Source organism: Streptomyces durocortorensis (assembly GCF_016901035.1).
Classification (GTDB): Bacteria; Actinomycetota; Actinomycetes; order Streptomycetales; family Streptomycetaceae; genus Streptomyces; species Streptomyces durocortorensis.
Genome location: NZ_JAFEUF010000038.1, coordinates 1 through 25,623, shown reverse-complemented (window position 1 = coordinate 25,623; position 25,623 = coordinate 1). Strand labels below are relative to the sequence as shown.

The window sequence follows — 25,623 nt, the reverse complement described above, 5'->3', positions numbered from 1 at the left end:
CGAACCAACCGGAGTCCCCTATGCGCCTCACCCTGTTCGACGACGGCCGCCTCGGCGCCGTCATCGGAAGCGACATCCTCGACCTCACCACCCAAATCGCCTCTGCCCAGGCCCACGGGCCCGCCGGCGCCCTCCACCACTACATCGACCGGCTGGCCCAGGGCGGCGCACTCCTCGACCTGGGTAGCGGCGCCCGGAAGCCGCTCGCCGAGGTGACACTCAGGGCACCGCTGCCCCAACCCGGAAAGATCATCGGGGCTCCCGTGAACTACCTCGACCACAAAGCGGAGATGAAGTATTCGACCTCCATCGCCGAACTCGGGGTTTTCCTCAAGGCCAACTCCTCGGTGATCGGCCCCGGCGAGGACATCCGGCTGCCCTACAGCGACAAGCGCACGGACCAGGAGGGCGAGCTGGGCGTGGTCATCGGCCGAACCGCCTCCCACGTCTCCGCGGAGGACGCCTTCCACTACGTCTTCGGCTACACCTGCCTGCTGGACATCACCGTACGGTCCGACGAGGACCGTTCCACCCGCAAGTCGTTCGACACCTTCACCCCTCTGGGCCCCTGGGTGGTCACGGCCGACGAGGTGCCCGATCCCGACGCACTCGAACTGCGCTGCGACGTCAACGAGAGCACGCGGCAGAAGGTCAACACACGCGACCTCATCTTCGGCGTTCCCGAGCTCGTGGCCTACATCAGCTCCGTGATGACGCTGCACCCCGGGGACGTCATCGCCACCGGAACCCCTGCGGGGGTCGGACCACTCCACCACGGCGACAGGGTTGTCGTGGACATCGACACCGTCGGACGCCTGGAAGTCGGCGTGGACGCAACCCGGGCCGTCGCCTACGACCAGCGCCCCGGCCGACGGGCCACGGTGCCCGCTGCCGACCGCCACTGACCGCGGTCCGTACGCAAGCTGCCGCCCCGCTCGTAAACTCGCCGTACACGGCGTGCCCGGCGGGGCGGCACCACCACGGCGGAAGAAGAGAACCCATGACCCAGGCACTCGATCTGGAGGCCTACGTCGGTCATCTCATCCGCCGCGCCGAGCAGAAGCACACCGCCCTCTGGTCCGCCCAGGTCTCCCGTGAGGTGACCTCGCAGCAGTTCGCCGTCCTCAACGCGCTGGCCGCGAGCCCGGGAATCGACCAACGCACCTTGGCCGCGGCCACCTCGCTCGACCGGTCCACGGTGAACATCATCCTCCGCCGTCTCACCGACCATGCCTACGTCAGTCAGAACCGCGACCCGGAGGACCGCCGCCGTACGGTCCTGCGGCTGACGGCGGAGGGGATCCGGCTGATCGAGACCCTCATCCCACGCGCGCAGAGCGTCAACAGCGAACTTCTGCAGGTGCTCCCGGCCGGCGACCGGGAAGCGGCACTGCGCATCCTCCGCCGGCTGGCCGGCGCATAAGCTCTGAACAGTGGTGGGCCGAGATCACTCCGGCCTGGTGCGATACGCCTGGTCCATGGCTGCGAGAGCGGACTCCGGGGTGGCCTGTCCATTGAACAGGTTCCTGATCTGCTCGAAATGCTCCTGCTGTACGCCGGGGTGGGGCCAGAGCTGATCCATGAACGGGACAGTGGTCCCGTTTCGCTGACGCTCGGCCAACTCGGCGAGGGCCGGATTGGCCTTGAACTCGTCGTTCGGAATCGCAGGCAGCGTGGCACCACCCTGGTTGTACAGGTTCTGACCGGTTGCCGACCCGAGGAAGTCCACGAACTTCAGGGCGTTTGTCATCCGGTCGCTCTTGGCATTGACTCCGTAAGCAGCGGATACGGCGCCTGGCATCCGCGTGTTCTCCGGATCGTTGTCGGCGGGCAGGGCGAAAAAGTCGAACTCTTCCCCCGGAGAAGCATCCTGGATCTCGGAGAGGCTGCTCGCCACCTGAACCACACCGACGGCGTCCCCCTTCGCGACCATGCGCAGGGTCTGTTCGTACGTGGTGGCCAGTGGGCGTCCGTTGAAGCAGCCGCGGCTGTTCATCTCCTGGTACTTCTCCAGGGCGACCTTCCAGCCCGACGAGGAGAACGATGTCTCCGAGAAGCGCAGCTTCTCGTCGAAGTCGGGCGTTTTCCCGTAGACCGTCGTGGCTGCCAGTGCGTAGCTGACCAGTTGTGTCACCCAGGGCGTCTTGTTTCCCAGGGCAAGGAGAGGCGAACCGTTCTCTCGGGCCTTTTCGCACAGAGTCAGCAGCTCATCCCATGTCCGTGGTTCGACCGCACCGAGACGCTTCAGGGACCCTGAACTGTAGATGACCCCGATCCCGCTGTAGTTGACCGGGACGACATAGGTGTGCAGATCGATCTTGGTCACCGGTTCGGCACCCTCAGGAATCAGAACCGAGAATCTCCTGGTGCTGAGATCTCGCAAATGCTTCTGACGTACGAGTGCCTGGACGGAAGCAGGATTGCCACTGCCTGGCCAGACGGTGAAGACGTCGGGACCTTCCCCCGAAGCGAGTCGGCTTCCCAGACTCTTCTGCAAGGTGTCCGTCTCTTCATAGGCAACCTTCACCTCCACGTCAGGATGCTCATTCCTGAAGGCTTCAACGACGCTCTCCATCGAGGCGCGATCGGTCACATTCGCTATGATCTCCAGCGCCGAACCGCTGTCGGACGCGCCGCATGCCGCGACAGGCGCAACCAGGAGCGCGGCGGCAGCGCTCCGGAGTATGAGACGGGTGGACACATCGCGCTCCTGGTGAACTGGTGTGGAAGAGGGGCGGGTACGTACGGCGCTGCGCTTCTGTGTGACGGCTGTCGGAGAGAGGTGAGAGGGCTGCAGCCGCCCGGACACATCAGGCCCCCGGGCCGTTCGTCCCGCGGATGGCATGCTCGCCGGGCCCCACCGGAACAGCCTGACCATCCGGCAGGTGGATCACTCCGCGGCACCCCTCCGGAACCCGGACACTGACGTGCAGGTCCGCGCCGTCGAGCTCCCAGCGCAGAGCCGCCAGGCCATAGGGGGTCGTGTGCTCGGCGTGCGCCCAGGTGAGGTCCCCTCCGGGCCGGGGACGGAAGGAGATCTCCCGGTATCCGGGAGCTGCGGGAGCGATCCCGGCGACGACACGGTGGAGCCAGTCGGCAACCGCTCCCAGGGCGTAGTGATTGAACGAGGTCATCCCGCCGGGATTGAGGGAGCCGTCCGGACGCAGACTGTCCCACCGCTCCCAGGTGGTGGTGGCTCCCTGTGCCACCGCGTAGAGCCAGGACGGGCACCGGGTCTGCGTGAGCAGCCGGTAGGCGGTTTCCAGGTGGCCCGTGTCGGTCAGGGCGTCGCAGATCAACGGCGTGCCCACGAACCCTGTCGCGATACGGGCGTCGTCGGCCAGGATCAGTTCCTCGAGCCGATCGCCCGCGCGTCTGCGCGCGTCCTCGCCGTCGAGCAGGCCGAAGGAGATCGCCAGGCAGTACGCGGTGGGTGCGTCGCTCGTCATCCGGCCCGAAGGAAGGACGTAGCGCTGCTGGAATGCCGTGGTCACCTCGTCGGCGAGCCGGGCGTACCGTGCGGCGTCGTCCGTTTCACCGAGAACCTCCGCCGACCATGACATGTGCCGGGCGGACCAGGCGAAGTAGGCCGTGGCGACCAGACCGGGATCGGTGCGGCCCGCACCCGGATCGTCAGGGGGCGCCGCGGGGTCGAGCCAATCGCCGAGCTGGAACCCGGTGTCCCACAGCCGGTCCGGGCCGGCCAACCGCTCCACGAGGTTCACCCAGGCCGTACCCATCGCATAGTGCCGTCTCAGCAGTTCCTCGTCACCGAAACGCTGGTAGAGGACCCACGGAGTCAGGGCCGCCACGTCGCCCCAGGCGGCTCCAGGCCGGATCGGCGTCCACATGGGGCCGCCGGGGATCACCGGCACGTACCAGGGCACGGTGCCGTCGGGGAGCTGCTCGACGCCCACGTCGGTCAGCCACGAGTCGAGCATGCCGGAGCAGTCGTAGAGGAAGCTGGCTGTCGGGGCGAAGACCTGGATGTCGCCTGTCCAGCCGAGACGCTCGTCGCGCTGGGGGCAGTCCGTCGGGATGTCGACGAAGTTGCCGCGCATGCTCCAGACGACGTTCTCGTGGAGACGGCTGATGCGTTCGTCACTGCAGGCGAACCAGCCGGTGCGGTTCATGGCCGTGTGGTGTACGAGCGCTGTGACGTCTTCGCCGCGCAGTTCTCCCGGCCAGCCGCTGATCTCCGCGTAGCGAAATCCGTGGAGGGTGAAGCGCGGCTGCCAGGTGCGAGGGCCGTCGCCGGCCAGGACGTAGGTGTCGGTGGCGTAGGCCTCTCGCAGGGGGCCGGTCGCCAGTTCGCCGTCCTGCAGCACTTCGGCGTGCCGAAGCCGGATTTCCGCTCCGGCCGGACCGTCGACGGTGATGCGTAGCCGACCTACCAGGTTCTGGCCGAAGTCCAGGATGTGACGGCCGTCGGAGGTCCGTTTGACGCCGGTCGGTGAGAGCTCTTCCGTGCAGCGGACAGGGGGGCCCGTCGGCGCGACGAGGGTCTGCGGATCCCGGCCGTGGACGGTGACGGGAGTCCACGCGACAGTGTCCGGGGCGTCGGGGGACGACCACCCCGGCACCTCCAGGCGCTCGTCGAAGTGCTCTCCCTCGTAGAGCCCGCTGGTGACGATCGGGCCGGGCGCGGCGCTCCACGACGCGTCGGTGGCGAGCAGAGTCACGGAGCCGTCGTCATGCGCGATCTCCAGTTGTGCGATCAGGGACTGATCCGTGCCGTAGATGTTGCGTGTACCGCCGTCGAATCCGAATCGGCCCCGGTACCAGCCGTCGCCGAGCCAGGCGCCGATGACGTTCTCACCGTCCGACAGGTGGGAGGTGACGTCGTAGGTCCGGTAGCGCAGCCGCTCGGGGTACACCGTCCACCCCGGGGACAGGGCGTCGTCTCCGACGCGTCCACCGTTGATCTCCACTTCGTACAGGCCGTGCGCGCTGACGTAGAGACGGGCCCGATGAACCGGCCGGGACAAGGTGAACTGTCTACGTACGCGTGCCGGGCGTCGCTCGGCGAGGGGGTCTTCCTCCCAGCCCGCGCCGACGGGCTGGGCCTGCCAGTCGGACGGCTGGAGCAGACCTGCCTCGACCGCGGCCGGCTCGCTCCACTCCGACGTGTTCCCGTCCGCGTCCCATGTGCGGACGCGCAGGACGACGCGCTCACGCGATCGCAGCGGTTGTTCGGGCCAGGGGACCAGGAGGTGGTCGGAGCCGGGGACGCGTCCGGTGCGGCGGGACCCGCCGTCACGGTTCAGTTCGAGTTCGTAGGCGGTCTGGGTCGTGGATCCGGCGGGAAGAGTCCAGGACAGGCGAGGTCGAGCGTGACCGGTGCCGAGGCCTTCAAGCAGGTGCTCGAATCTCACGGGGCCGGGGGAGTGCAGCATGGGTGGGCCTTTCACGTGCGCGGGGAGGACAGCTGCGAGTGCAGCGGGGTCATCCCTTCACTGCTCCTCCGGCCAGGCCCTTCATGACCTTCTGATTGAGGAAGAGATAGATCAGGAGCGTGCCGAAGACGTTGATGCAGATGGCGGCGAACAGCGGCCCGTACTGCGTGGCGCCGAACTCGCCGCTGAAGTTGAGCAGTCCGACCTGGATGGTCCTCAGGTCCTGGTTGTTGGTGAAGGTGAGGGCGATCAGCAGGTCGTTCCAGATGAAGAAGAACTGGACCAGGCCCACGGTCAGAACGGCGTTGCGGACCATGGGGACGCTGATGGACCAGAACGAGCGCAGGATGCCGGCGCCGTCGAGCGTCGCTGCCTCGAACATCTCGCGGGGGATGGTCTTGTAGTAGGTGGCCATCATGAACACGGTGAGCGGCAGACCGCTGCCCGTGTAGGTGAGAATCAGCGGCCACAGGGTGCCGGAGAGCCCGACCTGGAAGTACACCGTGAACAGGGGAAGCAGAATCATCTGCGCGGGAACCATGATGCCCGCGAGGAAGAGGAGCAAGGTGACGCTGCGCCCCTTCCAGACCATGATCTGGAGGGCGAACCCGGCCGCGGTGCCCATGAGTAGGATGAGGGCCAGGGACGGAAGCACGGCCAGAAGGCTGTTCTGTACGTAGAGGCCGATGTTGCCGGTGGTCCAGGCCTCGGTGTAGTTGCCCCACTCCCAGGTCGTGGGCAGGCTCCAGGAGGGGTTGTTGAGGTAGTCGTCGTTGGACTTGAGCGAGGTCAGAAACATCCACAGGAGCGGATACAGCTCGACGACCAGGAGGACTGCCACAATCGGCTTGATCCACAGCCCCCTCAGTCGCCTGCGGGTGGGTGGCTTGGTCCTGAGGGGAAGAGCGCGGGGCGAGAGCTTCTCGGGCGTGCCGACGGACATGGGTTCAGCCCTTCGTGAGGTCGCGCCGGGACAGGCGGAAGACGACGAGGCTCACGACGAGACTGAGCACCGTCAGCAGCAGCGCGATCGCGCTTCCGTAGCCGTAGTCGCTGTAGGTGAACGACGTCTGGAACATGTACAGGGTGAGTGGCGTGGTGTCGTTGCCGGGCCCGCCGTTGGTCAGGGCCACCACGGAGTCGAAGACCTTCAGGGTTCCGTTGATGCTGAAGATCAGCGATGACATCAGCACGGGCAGGGACAGCGGCAGGACGATGTGCCGGATGGTCTGCAGGCCGGACGCGCCGTCGAGCCGCGCGGACTCCAGTACCTCGTCGGGGATGTCCACCAGACCGGCGAACAGCAGGACGGCGTAGAAGCCCATGGAACGCCAGACGTCCATCAGGATGAGCACCCAGAAGGCGTTGCCGCCGTCGCTGAACCAGTCGACACTGCCGAGGCCGACCGCCTCCAGGAGTGCGTTGACCGGGCCGTTCTGCGGTGCCACCTGGAACATCTGCTTGAAGAGGAGGCCGACGGCTACGGTCGGCAGGATCACAGGGAAGAAGACCAGCGTGCGGATGAGCGCGGAGGCCTTCTTGAGGAAGAAGACGTAGAGCAGCGCGAGCAGGTAGCCGGCTACGACCTGCCCGGCCGTCACGGCCACGGCGTACTTCAGGGTGAACCACAGGGCTTCGTGGACTGCTTCGTCGGTGAGCAGTCGTTCGAAGTTCGCCACGCCGTTGCCGGTGAAGCCGTTGATGGCGTTGCCTTTGGTGAAGGCGTACCCCAGTGACCACACCATGGGAACCAGCATGATCAGTGAATAGACGAGCAGCGCGGGACCTATCAGGATCAGAATCGCCCTGCGGTCACCGAGTACACGGTGCATGAGTGGAGTCCAGTTCGTAGATGGGGCGGGCCCGGCACGGTCCCGGGCCCGCCGTCTGTCACGCATGCCGGGTGCGGGAGGCCGGCGGCAGGTGCGTCCCTCGGGCCAGGGGCACCTGGAGGGTCAGTTGGACGCCAGGGCGTCCTGAACCGTCTTCATGAACTCCTGCGCGCTCATGGAGCCGGTGACCAGTCCGGGGGCGCTCGTGTTGCTGATGGTCGTGGCCTTGGTGCTGAACAGGGCCTCGAACCAGAGCACGTTCTGCTTGGACTCGCCGATGGTCCTGCGGACCTGGGTCGTCACCTCGTTGGAGTCCTTGACCTCGGTGTTGACCTTGAATCCGGAGATCGCTCCCTGGTCTTCGAGCACCGTGCTGCCGTAGTTCTTGGCGATGCAGGTGACCCAGGCGCCCGTCTTGTCGTCGAAGGACTTCGCGCCCAGCGTCACGCCGAGGCCGATGTTCGACGGGTACTGGTCGATGGACCCCTTGCCGCCGGAGACCGCCGGGAAGGGCATGAAGCCGACGTTCTCGGCGCCGATCTTGTTCTGCTCGGGGTTGGAGATGCTCGCCAGGGCCCAGCTGCCCATGTAGAACATGCCGGCCTTGCCGTTCAGGAAGGTGTTCATGGCCGTGTCGTAGTCGATGGAACCGACACTCTTGCCGAAGTAGCCCTTCTTGCCGAGGTCGGCGATCTCCTGCGCGGCCTTCACGTACTCGGGGTCGGTGAGGTTCGCCTTGCCGTCGGCGACGGCCTTCATCGCCTCGGGACCCAGAGTGCGGTACAGGTACCCGCTGACCAGGCGGGTGATGGGCCAGCCCTGCTGCCCGGAGGCGGCGAACGGCTGCACGCCTGCCTTGTCGAGCTTCTGCGCCGCGGCCTTGAGCGCGTCCCACGTCGCCGGAGTGGTGATGCCGTTGTCCGAGAAGATCTTCTTGTTGTAGAAGATCCCCTCGATGTTGTACTCGTAGGGCAGGACCGCGAGCTTGTCGTTGTACAGCGCCTTGATCGTGGAGATCGCCGCCGGTTCGAGTTCTTCGTAGGCTCCGAGCGCCTTGAGCTCCTTCTCCAGGTCAGCGAGCTTGCCCGACGAGTTCAGCTCGTTGGTCAGGGCCGGCGCGTTACCCGCGGCGAACTGGACCGGCAGCGCGTCCTGGCCGGCGAGCAACTGGAGCTTCTGGTCGAGACTGGCCTGCGGGACGGTCTCGACCTTCAGCGACTGCGCTTCGTTCTCCTTCTTGCACGCGTTCTTCGAGAGCGTGGTCAGGGCGTTGCGCACGGTGGTGTTCTCCGTGGCGCTGAGGTAGCTGAACTCCTTCGCCCCCTCGGCGGCTCCGGATCCGCCGCCGCAGGCGGAGGCGACGAGCACGACCGCGGATGTCGCGGCGGTCAGGCCGGCGAGACGCGTGTTTCTGGCACGGGACAGATGAGTGGTCACAGCTGGCTCCTGAGGTGCGGGAAAGGGCCGGAGGCAAGGGAGGCAGGGTTCGAGAAGGGAACCCGCAGAAGACGAGTGTGTAGAACGTTCTTCACTCGAAGTGGCACCACCCTGCACTCCGGCACTGCTGCCGTCAAGACATGAGGGCGTAACGTTCCCGAAAACGGGCTGTACCCGGCACTGTGCCTGCGTGCCATGATGTAGACCGTTGTTCACACTGACGGGATGCAAGGGGGAGCGGCCAGCCATGGAGCCGACATCTGAACGCAAGAAGCGGGTGACCATCACGGACGTGGCACGTCACGCGGGTGTGTCCACCGCTGCCGTCTCCAAGGTGCTCCGCAACGCCTACGGCGTGAGCGATGCCATGCGCGACAGGGTGCGCGCATCCATGGCCGAACTCGAGTACCGTCCGCATGCCGCCGCCCGCGGCATGCGGGGCCGGACCTACACGATCGGTGTCCTGCTCGACAACATCCGCAACGCCTTCTTCGCGGACATCCTCGACGGCATCCGGGACGAACTGCACCAGAGCGACTACACCGTCCTCATCGGCGCCGCGGGATTCGACGCGGACGACCAGGCACGCACGATCCGCTCCATGGCCGACCGGCAGATGGACGGAATGATCCTCATCGCACCCAGCTCACCGCGCAGCGAAGTGCTCGCCACGGCCAGGACCCTTCCCACTGTCGTCATCGGGCACCACGACCCGTCCGACGCCTACGACTCGGTCGTGGACGCCGACGGCGCCGGCGCAGCGCTGGTCGTGGACCACCTCGTCGCCCTCGGGCACCGGCGCATCGCCCTGGTGTCGGCAGCGGGCACCAAGGGCAGCATGTGGCAGCTCACCCCCGAAGCCGTTCTCACCGACGGCTACCGCAAGGCGATGGCCCGCCACGGGCTCAAGGCGGAAACGCAGGTCGTGCACGCCAGTTACTCCGACGACGGCGGTTACAAAGCGGGCATGCAGCTCCTCACGGCCGAGCGGCGCCCGACCGCGATCATGACCGGAGCGGACGTGGCCGCACTGGGGGTGTATCGCGCCACCGACAGCCTCGGACTCAAAGTCCCCGACGACCTCTCCCTCGTCGGCTACAACAACACGGCGATCGCGGCCCTCAGCTCCGTCCAGCTCGCCAGCGTCGACCAGGCCGGCCACACCATGGGGTCAGCGGCAGCGCGCATGCTCATCGAACGCGTCGAAGGCCGCCGCGACCGTGCGATGCAGTCCACCATGACACCCCGCCTCGTCGTCCGCCGGACCACCGCGGAACCCGCACGCGTCTGACCTGCCGCCCGCGGCAGCCCATGGACGCCGCGGGCAGCAGGACCCCTACGCGTGGAAGGTGCGCATGCCCGCCCCCACCGTGACCGGCTCCAGCCCCGGCAGATCCACCACGGCCTCGCAGCCCGGCGGCACCGTCACCTCGACCGTCAGGCGGCCCTCCGTCCTCCGCCACGACACCTCCGCGCGCCCGTACGGGGTGTCGTGCGCGGCACGTGCGCGGCTCAGTCCGCCGCCCGGGCGCGGCCGCACCAGCAGCGTGCGGTAGCCGGGAGCCGCGGGGGCCAGGCCGGCGACCGTGCGGTGCAGCCAGTCGGCCACCGTGCCGAGCGCGTAGTGGTTGAAGGAGGTCATCTCACCGGGATTGACGCTGCCGTCCGCCAGCATGCTGTCCCAACGCTCCCACGTCGTGGTGGCGCCCATGTCCACCTGGTACAGCCACGACGGGCAGGACCTTTCCGTCAACAGCCGGTACGCCGCGTCCTCGTGACCGGTCGAGGTCAGCGCGTCGCAGACGAGGGGAGTGCCGAGGAAGCCCGTCGCCACCGTGAACCCCGCCTCCGCCACCAGGTCCGCCAGCCTCGCTCCCGCGGCGGCACGTTCGCCGTCGCCCTCCAGCAGGCCGAAGCCGATGGCCAGCGCGTACGCGGTCTGCGTATCCGCCGCCAGCCGCCCCTGCCCGTCCGTGAAGGTACGGACGAACGCGTCCCGGACCTCCCGCGCAAGCGCCGCGTAGCGCTCCTGGTCGACGGGGCGGCCGAGCAGGCCGGCGACCTCGGCGAGGACGGACGCACTGCGCGCGAAGTACGCCGTGCACACCAGGGCCTTCGGCGTGCGGCTCTGCGCCGCCTCCTCCGGTGGTGCTGCCGGGTCCAGCCAGTCACCGAACTGGAAGTCGTCCCGCCAGACGCGATCCGGGTCCGCCGCCTTCTCCACCGTGTCGACCCACCGGTGCATGTCCCTGTACTGGCGCTCCAGCAGGCCGAGATCGCCGTAGCGCTCATAGAGGGCCCAGGGCACCAGGACGGCCGCATCGCCCCACCCGGCCATGGGGTGATTGCCCTCCGGGACCTCGAAGGGAAGGATCACGGGGATCTGGGGCGACCAGTTCGGCGTGACCCCGCCGGGGTCTCTGTCCGTGTCTGCCGCGAGGTCCTTCAGCCAGGACGCCAGCAGGCCGGCGCAGTCGTACAGGAACGCGGCCGTCGGCGCGAAGACCTGGATGTCACCCGTCCAGCCCAGCCGCTCGTCACGCTGCGGGCAGTCCGTCGGAATGTCCAGGAAGTTGCCGCGCATGCTCCACACGACGTTCTCGTGCAGGCGGTTGAGCCCCTCATCGGAACAGTCGAAGTAGCCGGTACGCCGCATGTCGCTGTGGATGACCACGGCGGAGACGTCCTGGGGGCGCAGAGTGCCGGGCCAGCCGCTGATCTCGGCGTACCGAAAACCGTGCGTCGTGAACCGTGGCTCCCACGTCTCGCCCACCGCCGAGCCCCGCACCACATAGCGGTCGGTCGAGGTCGCGTTCCTCAGGGGCCTGGTGCACAGCTCTCCGTCCTCCAGTACCTCCGCGTGGCGCAGGACGACGGTCGCTCCGTTCTCACCGCTGACGGTGATCCGCAGGCGACCCACCAGGTTCTGCCCGAAGTCGACGACGTAACGCCCATCCGGTTTCCGCGCGACGGACGCCGGTTCGAGTACCTGGGTGCGCCGTACCGGCGGGCCGTCCGCGGCCACCAGGACTCCCGGGTCGAGAGGCACTTCGGCGACCGGCGACCAGCCCGAGGTGTCGTGCCCCGCGGCCGACCATCCGGGCCGCTCCCGCCGGGCGTCATACGTCTCGCCTTCCAGCAGTCCGCTCGCGAGTACCGGCCCGTCCGCACAGCGCCAGGTCGGGTCGGTGACGACCGTGAGGCGAGAGCCGTCCGCCAGGATGATCTCGAGTTGGGCCAGCACCGCGGTGCGTTCGCCGTAGATGTCACGGATCCCGCCGTTGAAACCCAGTCGGCCCCGGTACCAGCCGTCGGCCAGGTGAGCGCCCCAGGCGTTGGCACCGGGCCGCAGCAGGTCCGTGACGTCGTAGGTGCGATAGCGGAGCCGGTCGTGGTAGCTGGTCCAGCCGGGGGAGAGGACGTCGTCGGTGACGGGGAGCCCATTGATCTCCATGTCGAAGACGCCGAGCGCCGATGTGTACAGGCGTGCCGCCATGACGGGTTGAGCGATCGCGAACTCGTGCCGCAGCAGGTAGGCGGGACGAGGATCCGCAGGAGCGGAGACGTCGTCGCAGAGCGGGGTGATGGCGGCAGCGCTCCAGTCCACTGCCTGCAGGAGGCCGGCTTCGACCGGGGCGTAGTCGCTCCACGGCCCCGGCGGCCCGGATCCCCGGACACGTACACGCACCTCGCGACGTTCCCGTGATTCCAGAGGGGTGCCTACCCAGGGGACGAGCACGCTGTCGGCGCTCTCGACCCGGCGGCTCGCGATGCGGCCGGCCCCGTCCCGTACCTCGATCTCGTAGCCGCGCTGCTGCTCTGCGCCGTCGGGGGGATCGGGCGCGACGGTCCAGCTGAGCCGCGGTGACGGCTCACCGATGCCGAGGGGATCACGGTGATGTTCGAATCGGATGTCTCTGACGTGCACGTGCAGGTCCTTATCGGGAAGAGGGGGCCGCATAGCGCAGTCCGTGGCCGAAGGCGTGGACGGGGGCGGTGCTCTGCTGCGGCTGATCGGGGTGACCGGCCGTGACCTCTGCCATCGACCGGGGCAACTGGAACGGCAGTTGGCCCTCGGGAGCGAATCGCCCGAAGAGCACGTCCAGCACGGCACGGTCGTCCGCCCCGTAGTCCGCGAGCAGGGCGAGCGCGCGCTCGGAGATCTCGGGGATGATCGCGGGCCGTTCCAGACGGATCACCACGACCGTCGGCACCCGGCCCAGCAGACGGAGGATCTCGTCGAGTCTCGGCTGAGTGAAGTCGAGCCGGCCCGCGCGGAAGAAGGACTCGAACACGCCCGGCCGGGGTTCGTACGGGGTGTCCAGCCGCAGCACGGCGAAGTCGGCGGCGGCGGGCTCGGGCACGACGTCGGCGTACTCGGCAGCGGTGCCGGCGTCCATGCCGTCGAGGTACAGCCGTGGCCGACCGGTGAGCGGCAACGGGGCGGTCGCGCCGGCCCTGCCGTTGGTCAGCAGGGTCAGCGAGCGCCGCTGAGCCCGATCGCCGGCGGCCCGGAAGTCGGCGCGGCCGACGGTCGCCTCCGCCACGTCCGGATCGACGTAGCGGCGTTCGTCGAAGAGCCCGAGGCGGAACTTCTCGGCCAGCAGCAGGCTCACCGAGGCGTCCAGGCGGGACTCGGCGAGTTCGCCCGACCGGACGAGATCGACGACCATGTCGTAGCAGGTCTCGCCGCCGAATTGGTCGACTCCGGCGTTCAACGCCTTCAAGAGTCGCTGCTTGGGCGTCAGGTGCTCGACGCCCCAGGCACGCGCTGCCTGCGGCTCACCCATGACGTTGCCGTCGGTGAGTACGCCCCAGTCGGCGACGACGATGCCGGTGAAGCCCAAGCGCTCGCGGAGCAGGCCGGTCAGGATGCCCCGGTTGAAGCCGAAGGCGACTTCCTCGTACTCCGTGCCCACGGGCATGCCGTAGTACGGCATGACCTGCGTTGCGCCGGCGGCGATGCAGGCGGCGAAGGGCTTCAGGTGGTGCTCGAAGAAGCCGCCGGGGTAGACCTGCTCGCGGCCGTAGGGGAAGTGCGGGTCTTCGCCGTCCTTCTGGGGGCCGCCGCCGGGAAAGTGCTTCACCATCGCCGCGACGCTGTCGGGCCCCAATTCGTCTCCTGGGCCTCGCAGGCCCTCAATGTACGCGGCGGCCAGGCGTGCGGTGAGATCGGCGTCCTCGCCGAACGTGCCGGAGATGCGGGACCAGCGAGGCTCGGTGGCGAGGTCGACCTGGGGGTGCAGAGCGACACGCAGTCCGACGGAGAGATATTCGCGCCGTACGGTGTCCGCGAAGTCGCGCACGAGACCGGCGTCACGCACCGCGGCCAGGCCCAGAGTCTCGGGCCACTGGGAGAAGGGGCCTGCATGCATACCGGTCCCGGGGTTGTCCGTGAAGGCGTGCCGAGGATCGGTGGACAGCGTCACCGGGATACCGAGGCGGGTATCGGCGGCCAGTTCCTGGAGACGGTTGTGCCACTCGGCCATCTCCCGCGCTCCGGCGGACCCGAGCAGATTGAAATGCGTCATGTGGCGATCGAGAACCATCTGCCGCGCGGTGGCGCCACCGGGGGCCCTTTGCGGGTCGTCGGCGAGTCCGCCGTTCTCACCCGTCATCACCATCGTGTGGAAGAGCTGACCGGCCTTCTCCTCCACGGTCATGCGGTGGAGAAGGTCCGTGACGCGCTCGGCCACCGGACGGTGTGCCTGTTGGTAGACGAGGGGCTTCTGGGCCAATGGTCGAGGCATGGCGGTCTCCCTGGCGAAGTGATCGATGCCGTCCTCGCGTGGAACCGGGCGGGCGGCTGCGCCGGAGGCGGGGAGGCGGCGGGGCTGCGAAATGCGAAGAACGCCGTGGCAGCGACGGCTTCGCCAGACCGCACGGCCCGCAGACGGCCCGACCGTAACCTAAAAACAGATGGCCTTGTAGGTTTTTAGTGCTGTGGTGTGAGGCACACCCCGGCCCGGCGGGCCGGGAGCTGGAGGCCGTGTGCCTTCGTATGCTCGACCCATGTCCGCCCCCGAGGAAGCACCCCACCAGGCCGAACCGGCCCCGGCGCGCCCCCGTGCGCGCCGCCGCACGGGCACCTACCGTGCCGCTGACCAGCGACGCGGAGAGATCCTCGACGCCGCCGTTCGCCAGTTCGCGCGCAAGGGCTACCTCAGCACCTCCATGCAGAAGGTCGCGGAGGATGTCGGCATCTCGCACACCGGCCTCCTGCACCACTTCCCCAGCAAGCGCCACCTCCTGATGGCTGTCCTGGAGGCCCGGGAGGACCAGGCCGTCACTCGGTTCTACGGCGAACTCGACCCGCAGGCCCCCGATGTGGTGCGTCTGCTGGGCCTCGTCGCGGCACAGTCGCGCCTGAACGTCTCGCAGCCCGGGCTGATGCAGATGTACGCCGTCCTCGCGGCCGAGGCCGGGAGCGAGGAGCACCCCGCGCACGCCTACTTCCAGCAGCGCTACGAACGCGTCATCACCGTCATCGACTCGGCGATCCTGCACGGCATCACCGCCGGAGTCGTGATCCCCGGCACCGACGGAAGGGCCGTGGCCCGGGAGATGCTCGCCGTCGCGGACGGACTTCAGATCCAGTGGGCCCTGTCCGGCGGATCGCTCGACCTGCCTGCCGCCCACCGGGAGTACCTCGACCGCGTCTGTCGGCGGATCACCGTCTCCGGCCAAGGGCTCGGGCCGGCGGACTGACCCCAGGGCGGCCGACATGGAGCACGGCCGCTCGGGCTGAAACCTTTCAATCGGTTCACCGCGGAGGCTTGACAGCGCTGCAGGGCGCTCCATAACGTCCGCGTAGAACGTTTTACATTCGAGAAGGAGCTCTCGTTGCCCTCCCTCACGTCCGTCAAGGCCGCCCTGGCGACCCAGGCCATCGAGACCCCCTCCTGGGCCTACGGGAACTCCGGAACCCGCTTCAAGGTGTTCGCACAGCCCGGCGTCCCCCGGTCAGCCTTCGAGAAGCTGGACGACGCCGCCCGCGTCCACGCCCACACCGGTGTCGCCCCGACGGTGGCCCTGCACATTCCCTGGGACAAGGTCGACGACTACGCCGCCCTCGCCAAGCATGCGGAGGACCAGGGCCTTCGGCTCGGCACGATCAACAGCAACGTCTTCCAGGACGACGACTACAGGCTGGGCAGCGTCTGCCACCCTGACGCCGCAGTGCGCCGCAAGGCCATCGATCACCTGCTCGCATGCGTCGACGTCATGGACGCCACCGGATCCCGGGACCTCAAGCTGTGGTTCGCCGACGGCACCAACTACCCCGGACAGGACGACATCCGCGCACGCCAGGACCGTCTGGCCGAAGCCCTTTCCGAGGTCTACACCCGTCTCGGTGACGACCAGCGCCTGCTGCTCGAGTACAAGTTCTTCGAGCCCGCCTTCTACACCACCGACGTACCCGACTGGGGCACCGCCTACGCGCACTGCCTCAAGCTCGGAGACAAGGCCAAGGTCGTCGTCGACACCGGGCACCACGCACCGGGCACCAACATTGAGTTCATCGTCGCCAGCCTGCTGCGCGAGAACAAGCTGGGCGCCTTCGACTTCAACTCCCGCTTCTACGCGGACGACGACCTCATGGCCGGAGCCGCCGACCCGTTCCAGCTGTTCCGGATCATGTACGAGGTGGTCCGCGGCGGCGGCTACACCCCCGACACCGCGTTCATGCTCGACCAGTGCCACAACATCGAGGCCAAGATCCCCGCGATCATCCGCTCGGTGATGAACGTGCAGGAAGCCACGGCCAAGGCGCTCCTCATCGACCGCGAAGGCCTTTCCGCCGCGCAGACCAGCGGCGACGTCCTCGCGGCCAATGCCGTTCTGATGGACGCCTACAACACCGACGTCCGGCCGCTGCTCGCCGACGTCCGCAGCGAACGGGGCCTCGACCCCGACCCCATCTCCGCGTACCGACGCTCCGGCTGGGCCGACCGGATCGCCACCGAACGCGTCGGCGGAGCCCAGGCCGGCTGGGGCGCCTGAACCACCCCATCACCCGCAGACCCCGAGCGCTCACCACCTCCCCGAAGGACCCGTCATGGCACCCGCCCTCCACCCCGAAGCAGCCGAACTGCTCGAACGATCACGCCGCCTGGGCGCGGACCCCCGCAACACCAACTACGCCGGCGGCAACACCTCCGCCAAAGGCACCGCCACCGATCCCGTCACCGGGCACGACACCGAACTGATCTGGGTCAAAGGCTCGGGGGGCGACCTCGGCACCTTGACGGAGAGCGGCCTCGCCGCCCTGCGAGTCGACCGGTTGCGCGCCCTCGCCGACGTCTACCCCGGGGTGGAGCGCGAGGACGAGATGGTCGCCGCGTTCGACTACTGCCTGCACGGCAAGGGCGGCGCCGCACCGTCCATCGACACCGCGATGCACGGACTCGTGGACGCCGCTCACGTCGACCACCTCCACCCGGATTCCGGCATCGCGCTGGCCTGCGCCGCCGATGGCGAGAAGCTGACCGCCGAGTGCTTCGGCGACCGTGTGGTCTGGGTGCCCTGGCGGCGTCCCGGCTTCCAGCTCGGCCTCGACATCGCCGCCGTGAAGGCGGCCAACCCGCAGGCCATCGGCTGTATCCTCGGCGGCCACGGAATCACCGCCTGGGGCGACACCAGCGAGGAGTGCGAGGCCAACTCGCTGCACATCATCCGCACCGCCGAGGCCTTCCTGGCCGACAAGGGCGAGGCCGAGCCGTTCGGGCCGGTGCTCGACGGGTACGCGGCACTGCCCGAGACCGAACGGCGGGAGCGGGCCGCCGCCCTCGCCCCCCACATCCGGGCGATCGCCTCCCGGGACCGGGCGCAGGTCGGACACTTCGATGACTCCGAAGCCGTTCTGGACTTCGTCGCCCGCACCGAGCACCCCCGCCTGGCCGCGCTCGGTACCTCCTGCCCCGACCACTTCCTGCGCACCAAGATCCGCCCGCTGGTCCTGGACCTGCCCCCGGCCGCCCCGCTGGAGGAGACGCTGGCCCGGCTGGACGAACTCCACACGGCCTACCGCGAGGAGTACGCCGCCTACTACCAGCGGCACGCCGCACCGGACTCACCCCCGATGCGCGGCGCCGACCCCGCGATCGTCCTGATCCCGGGCGTGGGCATGTTCTCCTTCGGCAAGGACAAGCAGACCGCCCGGGTGGCGGGGGAGTTCTACCTCAACGCGATCAACGTGATGCGGGGCGCCGAAGCGGTTTCCGCGTACGCGCCGATCGAGGAGTCTGAGAAGTTCCGTATCGAGTACTGGACGCTGGAGGAGGCCAAGCTCCAGCGGATGCCGAAGCCCAAGCCTCTCGCCACCCGCGTCGCGCTCGTCACGGGTGCCGGCTCCGGCATAGGCAAGGCCATTGCCCGCCGACTGGCCGCGGAGGGCGCCTGCGTGATCGTCGCCGATCTGAACGGTGACAACGCCGCCATGGTCGCCGACGAGTTGGGCGGCCCCGACAAGGCCGTGGCCGTCACCGTCGATGTCACGTCCGAGGACCAGATCGCCGCCGCGTTCCGGCAGGCCGCGCTGGCCTTCGGCGGAGTGGACCTGATCGTCAACAACGCCGGGATCTCCATCTCCAAGCCGCTGCTGGAGACCACCGCCAAGGACTGGGACCTCCAGCACGACATCATGGCCCGCGGCTCGTTCCTCGTCTCGCGAGAGGGCGCCCGGTTGATGGCCGCACAGAAGCTCGGCGGCGACATTGTCTACATCGCCTCCAAGAACGCCGTCTTCGCCGGTCCCAACAACATCGCCTACTCCGCCACGAAGGCGGATCAGGCCCACCAGGTGCGCCTGCTCGCCGCCGAACTCGGCGAGCACGGCATCCGCGTCAACGGGGTCAACCCCGATGGCGTTGTCCGCGGCTCCGGGATCTTCGCCGACGGCTGGGGAGCACAGCGCGCGGCGACCTACGGCATCGAGGAGGACAAGCTCGGCGAGTTCTACGCCCAGCGCACCATCCTCAAGCGCGAGGTGCTCCCCGAGCACGTCGCCAACGCCGTCTTCGCGCTGACCGGCGGCGACCTCACCCACACCACCGGGCTGCACATCCCCGTCGACGCGGGCGTCGCCGCGGCCTTCCTGCGCTGACACCCCCAGGCGCCTGCCGCCCGGCTACCTGACCGGGCCGAGCCGCAGGCACGTCGCCGACGGGACGGAGCCACTCATCCCCGCACAGCGCTCCGCCCCGTCGGCGGCCCCCGAACAAGCACACCGAGGACCCACGTGACCACGACCACCCGATCGCACGCCCACTCCTCCACGTACGCCGCCGTGGACCTCGGAGCCACCAGCGGCCGCGTCATGCTGGGCCGCGTGGGCAGAGGGCACCTCGACCTCACCGAAGTACAGCGATTCGACAACACACCCCTGCGCTTGGCCGACGGGCTGCACTGGAACATCACCGCACTCTTCCAGAGCACCCTAGACGGACTGCGCATCGCGGGAAAGGCCGCCGACATCGCGTCCATCGGCATCGACACCTGGGCCGTCGACTACGGCCTTCTCGACGCCGACGGCACCCTCATCGGCTCACCGTTCCACTATCGGGATGCCCGCACCGACCACACGGCCCGCCGCGTGACCAAGACCTTCGACGAGAGCGAGCTCTACCGCATCACCGGCCTGCAGCACCTCCCCTTCAACACGATCCACCAGATCGCCGCCCACCGGACGACGGCAGCCTTCCCCGCCGCGGCGAAGCTGCTGCTCATTCCCGACCTCCTCACCAACTGGCTCACCGGAACAGTCGGCGCGGAGGTGACGAATGCCTCCACGACCGGTCTCTTCGACGTGAGCAAGGCGACTTGGTCCCTCCCACTGCTCAGGCAACTCGGCATACGCCCGTCACTCCTTCCACCCCTGCGCCGGCCCTGCGACCCCGCAGGCACCCTCCTTCCACACATCGCCACCGTGACCGCTCTGCCCGCGAGGACCCCGCTGACCACCGTCGCCTCCCACGACACCGCCTCCGCCGTCGCAGCCGTGCCCGCCAGGGACGACCAATTCGCATACATCTCCTGTGGCACCTGGTCTCTTGCCGGACTGGAACTCGACACACCTGTCCTCACCGAGACATCCAGGCGGGCCAATTTCACGAACGAACAGGGCATCGACGGCACCATCCGCTACCTGCGGAACATCATGGGCATGTGGCTCCTCGAGGAGTGCCGCCGCACCTGGGACGAGCAAGGCCTCCCCACCCACCTGCCCGGTCTGCTCACAGCAGCCGAGCACGCCGAGCCCTTCGCCTCGGTCATCGACCCCGACGACCCTTCCTTCCTGGCTCCGGGCGACATGCCACGCCGTATCAGGGACTTCTGCCTACGCACCGGACAACCTGTCCCCACCAACCAAGGCGCCGTTGTCCGGTGCATCCTGGAGAGCCTTGCGCTGGCGCACCGCGCGGTACTCGCCCGAGCCGCCACGCTCGCGCGACGCACCATCACCAGAATCCACCTCGTGGGCGGTGGCTCCCGCAACGCGCTGCTCTGCCAGCTGACCGCAGACGCCACAGGGCTACCCGTCACCGCAGGACCCGCGGAGGCCACAGCACTCGGCAACGTCCTGGTCCAAGCACGCGCGACCGGCGTTGTCAGCGACCTGGGCCACATGCGAGCACTCATCGCCGACACACAGGCCCTGCGCCAGTACACGCCCCAGGGACGGCAGACGGACTGGGACACCGCCGCAGCCCGGCTGAGACCATGAACGACACTGGCCAGTCCTCTCAGGCCGCCCGCTCTCCGGGCCCCAGCATCAAGTATGTCGCGCACCACGCGGGCGTGTCCGTGGGGACCGTCTCCAACGTGCTCAACACCCCCCGCCGCGTCTCGGAACGCACCCGAGAGCGGGTCCAGACCGTGATCAAGGAACTGGGCTACGTCCGCAGCGAGCACGCCCGCCAACTCCGCGGTGGCCGAAGCCGCCTGCTCGCCCTCCTGGTCCTCGACCTGGCAAACCCCTTCTACGTGGAGATCGCCCGCGGCGCCGAGACGGCAGCGCGGGCTGCCGGACTGGGCGTTATGGTCTGCAGCAGCGGCCGGGGTGGCACGGACGAGTCGCACTACCTCGACCTGTTCGCGGAACACCGTGTACGCGGTGTCCTGGTCACGCCCGCCGCCACCAGGACGCCGGCCCTCGGAGCCCTCCGCCGACAAGGCATCCCCTATGTCCTGGCGGACTGCCGGGCCACTGGCCCGGACACCTGCTCCGTGTCCGTCGACGACGTCACGGGCGGCGAGATGGCCGGCCGGCACCTCGCTGCCGCAGGTCACCGGTCGATCGCCTATGTCAGGGGACCCGCTCACCTGCGTCAAGTAGCCGACCGTGGAACCGGCCTGCTCCGCGCACTCGCCGAGGCGGGCCAAACGGACCACGTCACGGAGATCCCCTCTGACACTGCTGACGTATCAGCTGGGAGGGACGCACTCGCGCGCCTGCTCGGCCTGGCCCGGAGGCCGTCCGCAGTCTTCTGCTCCAACGACCTGATGGCCCTGGGTGTGCTGCAGGCCGCCTACGAGGCCGGCATCAGCGTGCCGCGTGACCTGGCCATCGTCGGCTACGACGACATCGAGTACGCAGCGGCCGCGGCTGTGCCACTGACCTCCGTGCGCCAACCGGCATACGAACTCGGCTCCCGGGCCGTAGACCTCCTCCTTGGCGAGGCCAGCGGCAGCGCTGGCGGTGCCCATACCCATCGGAACATTGTCTTGCGGCCCGAGCTCGTCGTGCGAAAGTCAACACGCAGCTGAACCGCCAGTCCGCAAGGTAGAACTGACCTGCTCCAGCGCAACGCTGCTCCTCCGCGCTTGGCGGATATCTTGGCAGTTGCCTTAACGGAGTTTGGTGGATACAAATCGCGACAATGCAAACCGGCAGGTTGGTCTGTCGTTCCTCGGGTAAGGCTGCGTGCCGTCACTGTAGGAGTGATATCCGGCCGCACCAAGTGAGAGAGGCCCAGCTACGAGCAGGGCTGGGCGAGCGGTCCTGCGCGGCGACGCACACCTGGGGAGGATGCACACGATCGTGCATCAAACCGCTGACCATCTGTCCCTGCGCTCTGGTGCTTGGTTCCTGAACCCTGTGCCGCGTCTCCAGCCCTGTGTTGCGCGTTCGACAGAGCTCAGAGCGCGGCCAGCTCCTCCGCGACTTCCCGCAGTCCTGCCGGGGAGAGCTCCCCGCCTGCGAGCGCGACCAGGTCGATGAGCGGTGTGGCTCCGACGACCTGGAGGAGTTCGGAGTCGACGAGTCCCGGCAGGTGACGGCGCAGCACCTCCACCGCGACGGGGTCGGATATCAGGGCCTTGACGGGAGTGCGGAGCGTAAGGCGGCCGGCCGGGTAGTCGTCGGCGCGTGGCAGTGGTTCGGCCGATTCGCCCGCCTGGGCCGCCTGCGCACGGGCCAGCAGATGCTCCTGGCCCACCGGCCCTCCCGCCGGCAGCCCGAGCCGTTCGTACTGGCTGGGCGGCGCGTCCGTGGCCCGCATCAGTTCCACCAGGAGGGGAGCCATCCGCAGTTCGGCCGAGTCGTCGAGGAGAGGGGTGCGCTGCTCGGGATCGCTCTGGAGGTCGAAGAGGAGGGTGCCGTGCCGGTACGGGTTGAAGAAGGTTTGGCTGGGGGTGCGCAGGGTCGGCACGCCCTTGGCGAAGGTGAACTGCTCACCGTCACAGCCGACGACCTGTGCACCCGCCCTGAACTCCTGCGGGAATGCTTCGGGCCGGCCACGACAAGTCCGCTCCACACGAGCGTGGGCGGTACAGCCGCCGCCCCCTGACTACGCCCGATCGCCTACCAGCACATGCCCGAAGTCCTGCTTCCGTAGGCTCTGCAGACCTCCAACCCTTGGGGGTGCCGCAGCGGACAGCGCCGTAAGGAACGAACACCCTCAGTACAGCCGCGGGGAACGGTCGGCTGGGGGATGTGGGCGGCGCAGGAGCGGACTGCAAGGGACGGATCGGCCGCTATGCGGTACGGATGGGGAGACACAAGCGCGGTGCGGGTGCCGTCCGGGTCGGAGAGAAGTGGATCGCCCAAGCCCTCGGCGGCACTTCCGCGGGACGTGCTGATGCCGACGAAGTGCAGATCAGGGTTGCCGCTGGGCTCAAATGGTTCGTATTGGAGACTTCGGTCGAGGATGAGCTCGACGAGGTCAAGCGGAACGGTCGCCAGGTACTTCTGGAGTGGTCGGCTGAGCCAACGGTGGTGCAGCCGACCGTTGTCGGGGTCTTGAAACTCGTCTACACGAGGACGGCCTGGCTAACGGCCTCGTCGATGTAGCGGGGTTCGTTCAGGGGGTGGCCCGCGTACGTCAGGAAGGGCGCCGACGCCATCGCGACGTCGGTCCCGATGAGATCGGCACCCCGGCATGGCGAGGATTCCTTTCACCGGCGCCGCTTCAGTAAAGCCCTGTCCGCCGTGCGACGTCCTCGCCGTGCTGCATGCGCTTTCTGGCCTCGTCGCCCAGTGCCTTGATGACGCCCGCCACGACGGTCTCCAGCACGGCGAGGGTCGGCACGAGGCTGTCGTAGGGGGAGGGCGCCGTGACCCGGCTGGGCAGTACGACCTCGGCGTGCGGTGCGGCGGGGGAGAGCCAGGTGTCGGTGAACAGGACCACTTTGCCGCCCTGCTCCTGGACGAGTGCCGCCATGGTGGTCTTGTCGCTCTCGTAGCGGCGGTAGTCGAAGACGACCAGCACGTCGCGCCGGGTGAGCGCGGCGAGGACCGCGGTGCGTTCGACGTCACGGTCGGGCAGGAACCGCACGTCGTCCCGCAGTTGCATCAGGTGCAGGCCGAGGTACTGGGCGAGCAGGTGGGTGAAACGGCCACCGGCCAGGGTGATGCGGCGCTTCCGGTCCGAGAGGAGCCGTACCGCGTGTTCGAAGTCGTGCGGTGGCAGTTCGGCGAGGGTGGCGGTGACGGCCCCGGTGAAGACCTGGCTGCCGCGCCGCAGGAGCGCCGAGTCCGGGCCGGTGTCCTCCTGAGTCCTTCGGCGCGTGCCGTCGTCCGGCGTGCCCCCGTCCCTGCCCTCGTCCGCTTCGCTCCGGCCGAAGCCGGCCGACTCGTAGAGGGAGAGCGGGGAGGCGTTGCGCGCGTCGAGTTCTTCGCGCAGGACGGCCTGGAAGTCGGGGAAGCCCTGGTAGCCGAGTCGGTTGACGAAGCGGATCACCGTGGGCGCGCTGACGGCGGCCCGCTCGGCGAGCACCGCGACCGTCTCGAACCCGGCCGCCGGGTAGCCCGCCAGGATCACGCGGGCGACCTTGCGCTCGGCCGGGCTCAGCGTGCCCAGCTTCTGCCGGATGTCGTCGGCGAGCGTCGTTGAGGCCATCTGTCCGGCTCCCTTCTGAGATGTGCGGGTTCTCCGGGAGCCTACTGGCGTGACCTGCCGCCGCTGTCGACCGGTCCCGCCGGGAAGGGCGCGCTCATGACTACCGGTCGGTTACGCGGATGCTCAGCCCGGTCAGGGTCTGCGGGGTTGCGCCGTCACCGCTCCACGCGGTGAACCCCGGAGACTTCGCGAAGGTGACCGTGAAGCGCGGCCCGTCCTCGTAGCTCGTGGCCTCGGCCGTGCGCTGGGCGGCGGTGGCCGCCAGGGCGCGGGCGGTGGTCAGGAAGGAGTACGGGGCGCCTGCGGGGTTGGCCGCGGAGTGGAAGACGTCGGTGTTGGCGGGAACGGGCGTGGTCGAGCGGGGTGCGAGGGGGCGCTTCCCGTAGGCCGGGAGCGTGAGCCGGAGCCAGGGGTCGTAGCGGTCGCCGTCCGTCAGATAGTCGTAGCGCACACCGCTCAGCGACCAGGTGGCGCGCTTCCCGTCGACGCCTCGTCCGGCGGTCTTCGGCCCTTCGTGGACGCGAGCCCGCCGCATGTCGAACACGGCTACGCCGCGCGGTCCGAGCACCCGCACGCGCTCGCGCGGTCCGCCGGGGTGCTCCACCAGGAGGGCGGTGTTCTCCTCCAGCGCGTACACCCGGTCGTGCCCGGTGTCGACGGCCAGCCGCATCGCCCGGCCCTCGCGGCCGTACGCCCCGGTGTGGGTGTCTATCAGTCCGGAGCGGAGGAAGCCAAAACCGCCCTCCGGCTCGTACCCGAGGCGTGTCGCGTCCTCGAAATAGCCGGGGCTGCTGCCGTCCCGCAGCCCTTCGTACGACTCGCCGCCCGTCACCATGTGGGCGCCCGCGGTGATCTGCGCCCCGGCGCTGGAACCTGACACGACGGCTCCAGCCGCCAGTTTGGCGCGGATGGCCGCCAGCACCTTGGAGTCCCTGTGCGCGGCCCCGTTCAGGAGAGTGGTGAGGTAGCGGGACTGGTCCCCGCCGCCGAAGAAGAATCCGCTCATGGAGTTGACCTGCCGGACGACGGCCTCCGAGTCGGCGTTCGCGATGTGGTCGAGATCAACGGGGATCCACTGGGCGTCAGCCGCGCCGTGCCGTTCGAACACCTCGGAGTAGTACGCCCCGTTGCACGCGGAGTTGCTGCACTTGTCGGGGTCGTCGGCGTACGGGTCCTGGCTGGCGGGAACCGAGGAGGCGGTGATCACGCCGATGCGGGCGCGGGCGCCGCCGGCCCGCTCGATGATCTCACCGTAGACCTGGGTGTTGTCCTCTTTCAGGCCGCCGCCGACGAGCACGAGGGAACCACCCTGCCGCGAGGGCCGGCTGGTGTCCGCGGTGGCGGTCGGGCTGATGGCCAGGGTGAGTACGAGGGCGGCTGCGCCGCCGGTCAGAACGGTACGTCGGGAGCGGAACGGGGTGCGCATGGAACCTCCTGAAAGACGCGGTGACGAGGGGAAGGGATGGGTGTGGGGCCGAGTGGGCGGGTAGGGGGCCTGGTCCGTATCGCCGGCGGCGGCCGCGCCCCCCGCGGCGGGGCCCCCCGGGCGGCACACGGGGGGCCCCCCCCCCCCCGGGGGGGCCCGGGGGGGGCGCCCCCCCGCCCCCCCCGGGGCGG

General features: G+C 68.8%; 19 protein-coding genes. 9 read left to right on the top strand and 10 right to left on the bottom strand.

Going from position 1 to position 25,623, the window contains the following annotated elements:
• Positions 1 to 20: 20 nt before the first annotated feature.
• Complete coding sequence (locus JS521_RS10705; protein ID WP_205082489.1) at positions 21 to 905, top strand: fumarylacetoacetate hydrolase family protein; 885 nt, start codon at positions 21 to 23, stop codon at positions 903 to 905.
• Between the two features lie 95 nt (positions 906 to 1,000).
• Positions 1,001 to 1,423, top strand: coding sequence for a MarR family winged helix-turn-helix transcriptional regulator (locus tag JS521_RS10700; protein WP_205082488.1), 423 nt, complete (start codon positions 1,001 to 1,003; stop codon positions 1,421 to 1,423).
• 24 nt (positions 1,424 to 1,447) lie between these two features.
• On the opposite strand, the gene JS521_RS10695 is transcribed toward JS521_RS10700, so the two are convergent.
• The 5 genes from JS521_RS10695 to JS521_RS10675 all read right to left on the bottom strand — a co-directional run bounded on the left by JS521_RS10695 (position 1,448) and on the right by JS521_RS10675 (position 8,665).
• On the bottom strand, positions 1,448 to 2,701 hold the full coding sequence (locus JS521_RS10695; protein ID WP_205082487.1) for an ABC transporter substrate-binding protein: 1,254 nt from the start codon (positions 2,699 to 2,701) through the stop codon (positions 1,448 to 1,450).
• A gap of 109 nt (positions 2,702 to 2,810) precedes the next feature.
• The gene (locus tag JS521_RS10690; RefSeq protein ID WP_205082486.1) at positions 2,811 to 5,396 is read right to left on the bottom strand and encodes a family 78 glycoside hydrolase catalytic domain; all 2,586 of its coding nucleotides are present in this window, start codon (positions 5,394 to 5,396) and stop codon (positions 2,811 to 2,813) included.
• Positions 5,397 to 5,445: 49 nt separating this feature from the next.
• Positions 5,446 to 6,237 carry a carbohydrate ABC transporter permease gene (locus tag JS521_RS10685; protein ID WP_307847836.1) on the bottom strand — a complete coding sequence of 264 codons (792 nt, stop codon included), beginning with the start codon at positions 6,235 to 6,237 and terminating at the stop codon, positions 5,446 to 5,448.
• A gap of 106 nt (positions 6,238 to 6,343) precedes the next feature.
• Positions 6,344 to 7,228 (bottom strand): carbohydrate ABC transporter permease, encoded by an 885-nt coding sequence (locus JS521_RS10680; protein WP_205082484.1) that lies wholly within the window; start codon positions 7,226 to 7,228, stop codon positions 6,344 to 6,346.
• A 123-nt stretch (positions 7,229 to 7,351) separates the two neighbouring features.
• Complete coding sequence (locus JS521_RS10675; protein WP_307847833.1) at positions 7,352 to 8,665, bottom strand: ABC transporter substrate-binding protein; 1,314 nt, start codon at positions 8,663 to 8,665, stop codon at positions 7,352 to 7,354.
• Between the two features lie 247 nt (positions 8,666 to 8,912).
• Here JS521_RS10675 and JS521_RS10670 point away from each other — a divergent pair, with 247 nt between their 5' ends.
• Positions 8,913 to 9,956, top strand: a complete 1,044-nt coding sequence (locus JS521_RS10670; RefSeq protein ID WP_205082482.1) for a LacI family DNA-binding transcriptional regulator — start codon at positions 8,913 to 8,915, stop codon at positions 9,954 to 9,956.
• 45 nt (positions 9,957 to 10,001) lie between these two features.
• On the opposite strand, the gene JS521_RS10665 is transcribed toward JS521_RS10670, so the two are convergent.
• On the bottom strand, positions 10,002 to 12,593 hold the full coding sequence (locus JS521_RS10665; protein ID WP_307847832.1) for a family 78 glycoside hydrolase catalytic domain: 2,592 nt from the start codon (positions 12,591 to 12,593) through the stop codon (positions 10,002 to 10,004).
• Between the two features lie 10 nt (positions 12,594 to 12,603).
• A complete protein-coding gene (locus JS521_RS10660) occupies positions 12,604 to 14,415 on the bottom strand; it encodes a glycoside hydrolase family 3 protein (RefSeq protein ID WP_205082480.1) in 1,812 nt (603 codons plus the stop codon).
• 262 nt (positions 14,416 to 14,677) lie between these two features.
• Between JS521_RS10660 and JS521_RS10655 the strand changes: the two genes are divergently transcribed.
• The 5 genes from JS521_RS10655 (at position 14,678) to JS521_RS10635 (ending at position 21,433) form a co-directional block, all read left to right on the top strand.
• Positions 14,678 to 15,373 (top strand): TetR/AcrR family transcriptional regulator, encoded by a 696-nt coding sequence (locus JS521_RS10655; RefSeq protein WP_205082479.1) that lies wholly within the window; start codon positions 14,678 to 14,680, stop codon positions 15,371 to 15,373.
• A 135-nt stretch (positions 15,374 to 15,508) separates the two neighbouring features.
• The gene (gene rhaI, locus JS521_RS10650) at positions 15,509 to 16,669 is read left to right on the top strand and encodes an L-rhamnose isomerase (protein WP_205082478.1); all 1,161 of its coding nucleotides are present in this window, start codon (positions 15,509 to 15,511) and stop codon (positions 16,667 to 16,669) included.
• A gap of 55 nt (positions 16,670 to 16,724) precedes the next feature.
• Positions 16,725 to 18,770 (top strand): bifunctional aldolase/short-chain dehydrogenase, encoded by a 2,046-nt coding sequence (locus JS521_RS10645; RefSeq protein WP_205082477.1) that lies wholly within the window; start codon positions 16,725 to 16,727, stop codon positions 18,768 to 18,770.
• Positions 18,771 to 18,905: 135 nt separating this feature from the next.
• Positions 18,906 to 20,390, top strand: a complete 1,485-nt coding sequence (locus tag JS521_RS10640; protein ID WP_205082476.1) for a rhamnulokinase — start codon at positions 18,906 to 18,908, stop codon at positions 20,388 to 20,390.
• Positions 20,387 to 21,433, top strand: a complete 1,047-nt coding sequence (locus JS521_RS10635; RefSeq protein ID WP_205082475.1) for a LacI family DNA-binding transcriptional regulator — start codon at positions 20,387 to 20,389, stop codon at positions 21,431 to 21,433. The genes JS521_RS10640 and JS521_RS10635 overlap by 4 nt, the downstream gene beginning before the upstream one ends.
• A 371-nt stretch (positions 21,434 to 21,804) precedes the next feature.
• On the opposite strand, the gene JS521_RS10630 is transcribed toward JS521_RS10635, so the two are convergent.
• A complete protein-coding gene (locus tag JS521_RS10630) occupies positions 21,805 to 22,422 on the bottom strand; it encodes a hypothetical protein (protein WP_205082474.1) in 618 nt (205 codons plus the stop codon).
• 179 nt (positions 22,423 to 22,601) lie between these two features.
• Between JS521_RS10630 and JS521_RS10625 the strand changes: the two genes are divergently transcribed.
• On the top strand, positions 22,602 to 22,958 hold the full coding sequence (locus tag JS521_RS10625; RefSeq protein ID WP_205082473.1) for a hypothetical protein: 357 nt from the start codon (positions 22,602 to 22,604) through the stop codon (positions 22,956 to 22,958).
• Positions 22,959 to 23,076: 118 nt separating this feature from the next.
• Here the strand turns inward: JS521_RS10625 and JS521_RS10620 are convergent, their stop codons facing one another.
• Positions 23,077 to 24,006 carry a MurR/RpiR family transcriptional regulator gene (locus tag JS521_RS10620; RefSeq protein WP_205082472.1) on the bottom strand — a complete coding sequence of 310 codons (930 nt, stop codon included), beginning with the start codon at positions 24,004 to 24,006 and terminating at the stop codon, positions 23,077 to 23,079.
• A gap of 100 nt (positions 24,007 to 24,106) precedes the next feature.
• Positions 24,107 to 25,432, bottom strand: a complete 1,326-nt coding sequence (locus JS521_RS10615) for a cyanophycinase (protein ID WP_205082471.1) — start codon at positions 25,430 to 25,432, stop codon at positions 24,107 to 24,109.
• Positions 25,433 to 25,623: the final 191 nt, after the last annotated feature.

Excerpts from the sequence above, each read along its gene's own strand:
- JS521_RS10655 (WP_205082479.1), top strand. The coding sequence starts at position 14,678 with ATGTCCGCCCCCGAGGAAGCACCCCACCAGGCCGAACCGGCCCCGGCG.
- JS521_RS10620 (WP_205082472.1), bottom strand. The coding sequence starts at position 24,006 with ATGGCCTCAACGACGCTCGCCGACGACATCCGGCAGAAGCTGGGCACG.
- JS521_RS10670 (WP_205082482.1), top strand. The coding sequence starts at position 8,913 with ATGGAGCCGACATCTGAACGCAAGAAGCGGGTGACCATCACGGACGTG.
- JS521_RS10680 (WP_205082484.1), bottom strand. The coding sequence starts at position 7,228 with ATGCACCGTGTACTCGGTGACCGCAGGGCGATTCTGATCCTGATAGGT.
- JS521_RS10635 (WP_205082475.1), top strand. The coding sequence starts at position 20,387 with ATGAACGACACTGGCCAGTCCTCTCAGGCCGCCCGCTCTCCGGGCCCC.
- JS521_RS10660 (WP_205082480.1), bottom strand. The coding sequence starts at position 14,415 with ATGCCTCGACCATTGGCCCAGAAGCCCCTCGTCTACCAACAGGCACAC.
- JS521_RS10705 (WP_205082489.1), top strand. The coding sequence starts at position 21 with ATGCGCCTCACCCTGTTCGACGACGGCCGCCTCGGCGCCGTCATCGGA.
- JS521_RS10700 (WP_205082488.1), top strand. The coding sequence starts at position 1,001 with ATGACCCAGGCACTCGATCTGGAGGCCTACGTCGGTCATCTCATCCGC.
- JS521_RS10645 (WP_205082477.1), top strand. The coding sequence starts at position 16,725 with ATGGCACCCGCCCTCCACCCCGAAGCAGCCGAACTGCTCGAACGATCA.
- JS521_RS10690 (WP_205082486.1), bottom strand. The coding sequence starts at position 5,396 with ATGCTGCACTCCCCCGGCCCCGTGAGATTCGAGCACCTGCTTGAAGGC.
- JS521_RS10615 (WP_205082471.1), bottom strand. The coding sequence starts at position 25,432 with ATGCGCACCCCGTTCCGCTCCCGACGTACCGTTCTGACCGGCGGCGCA.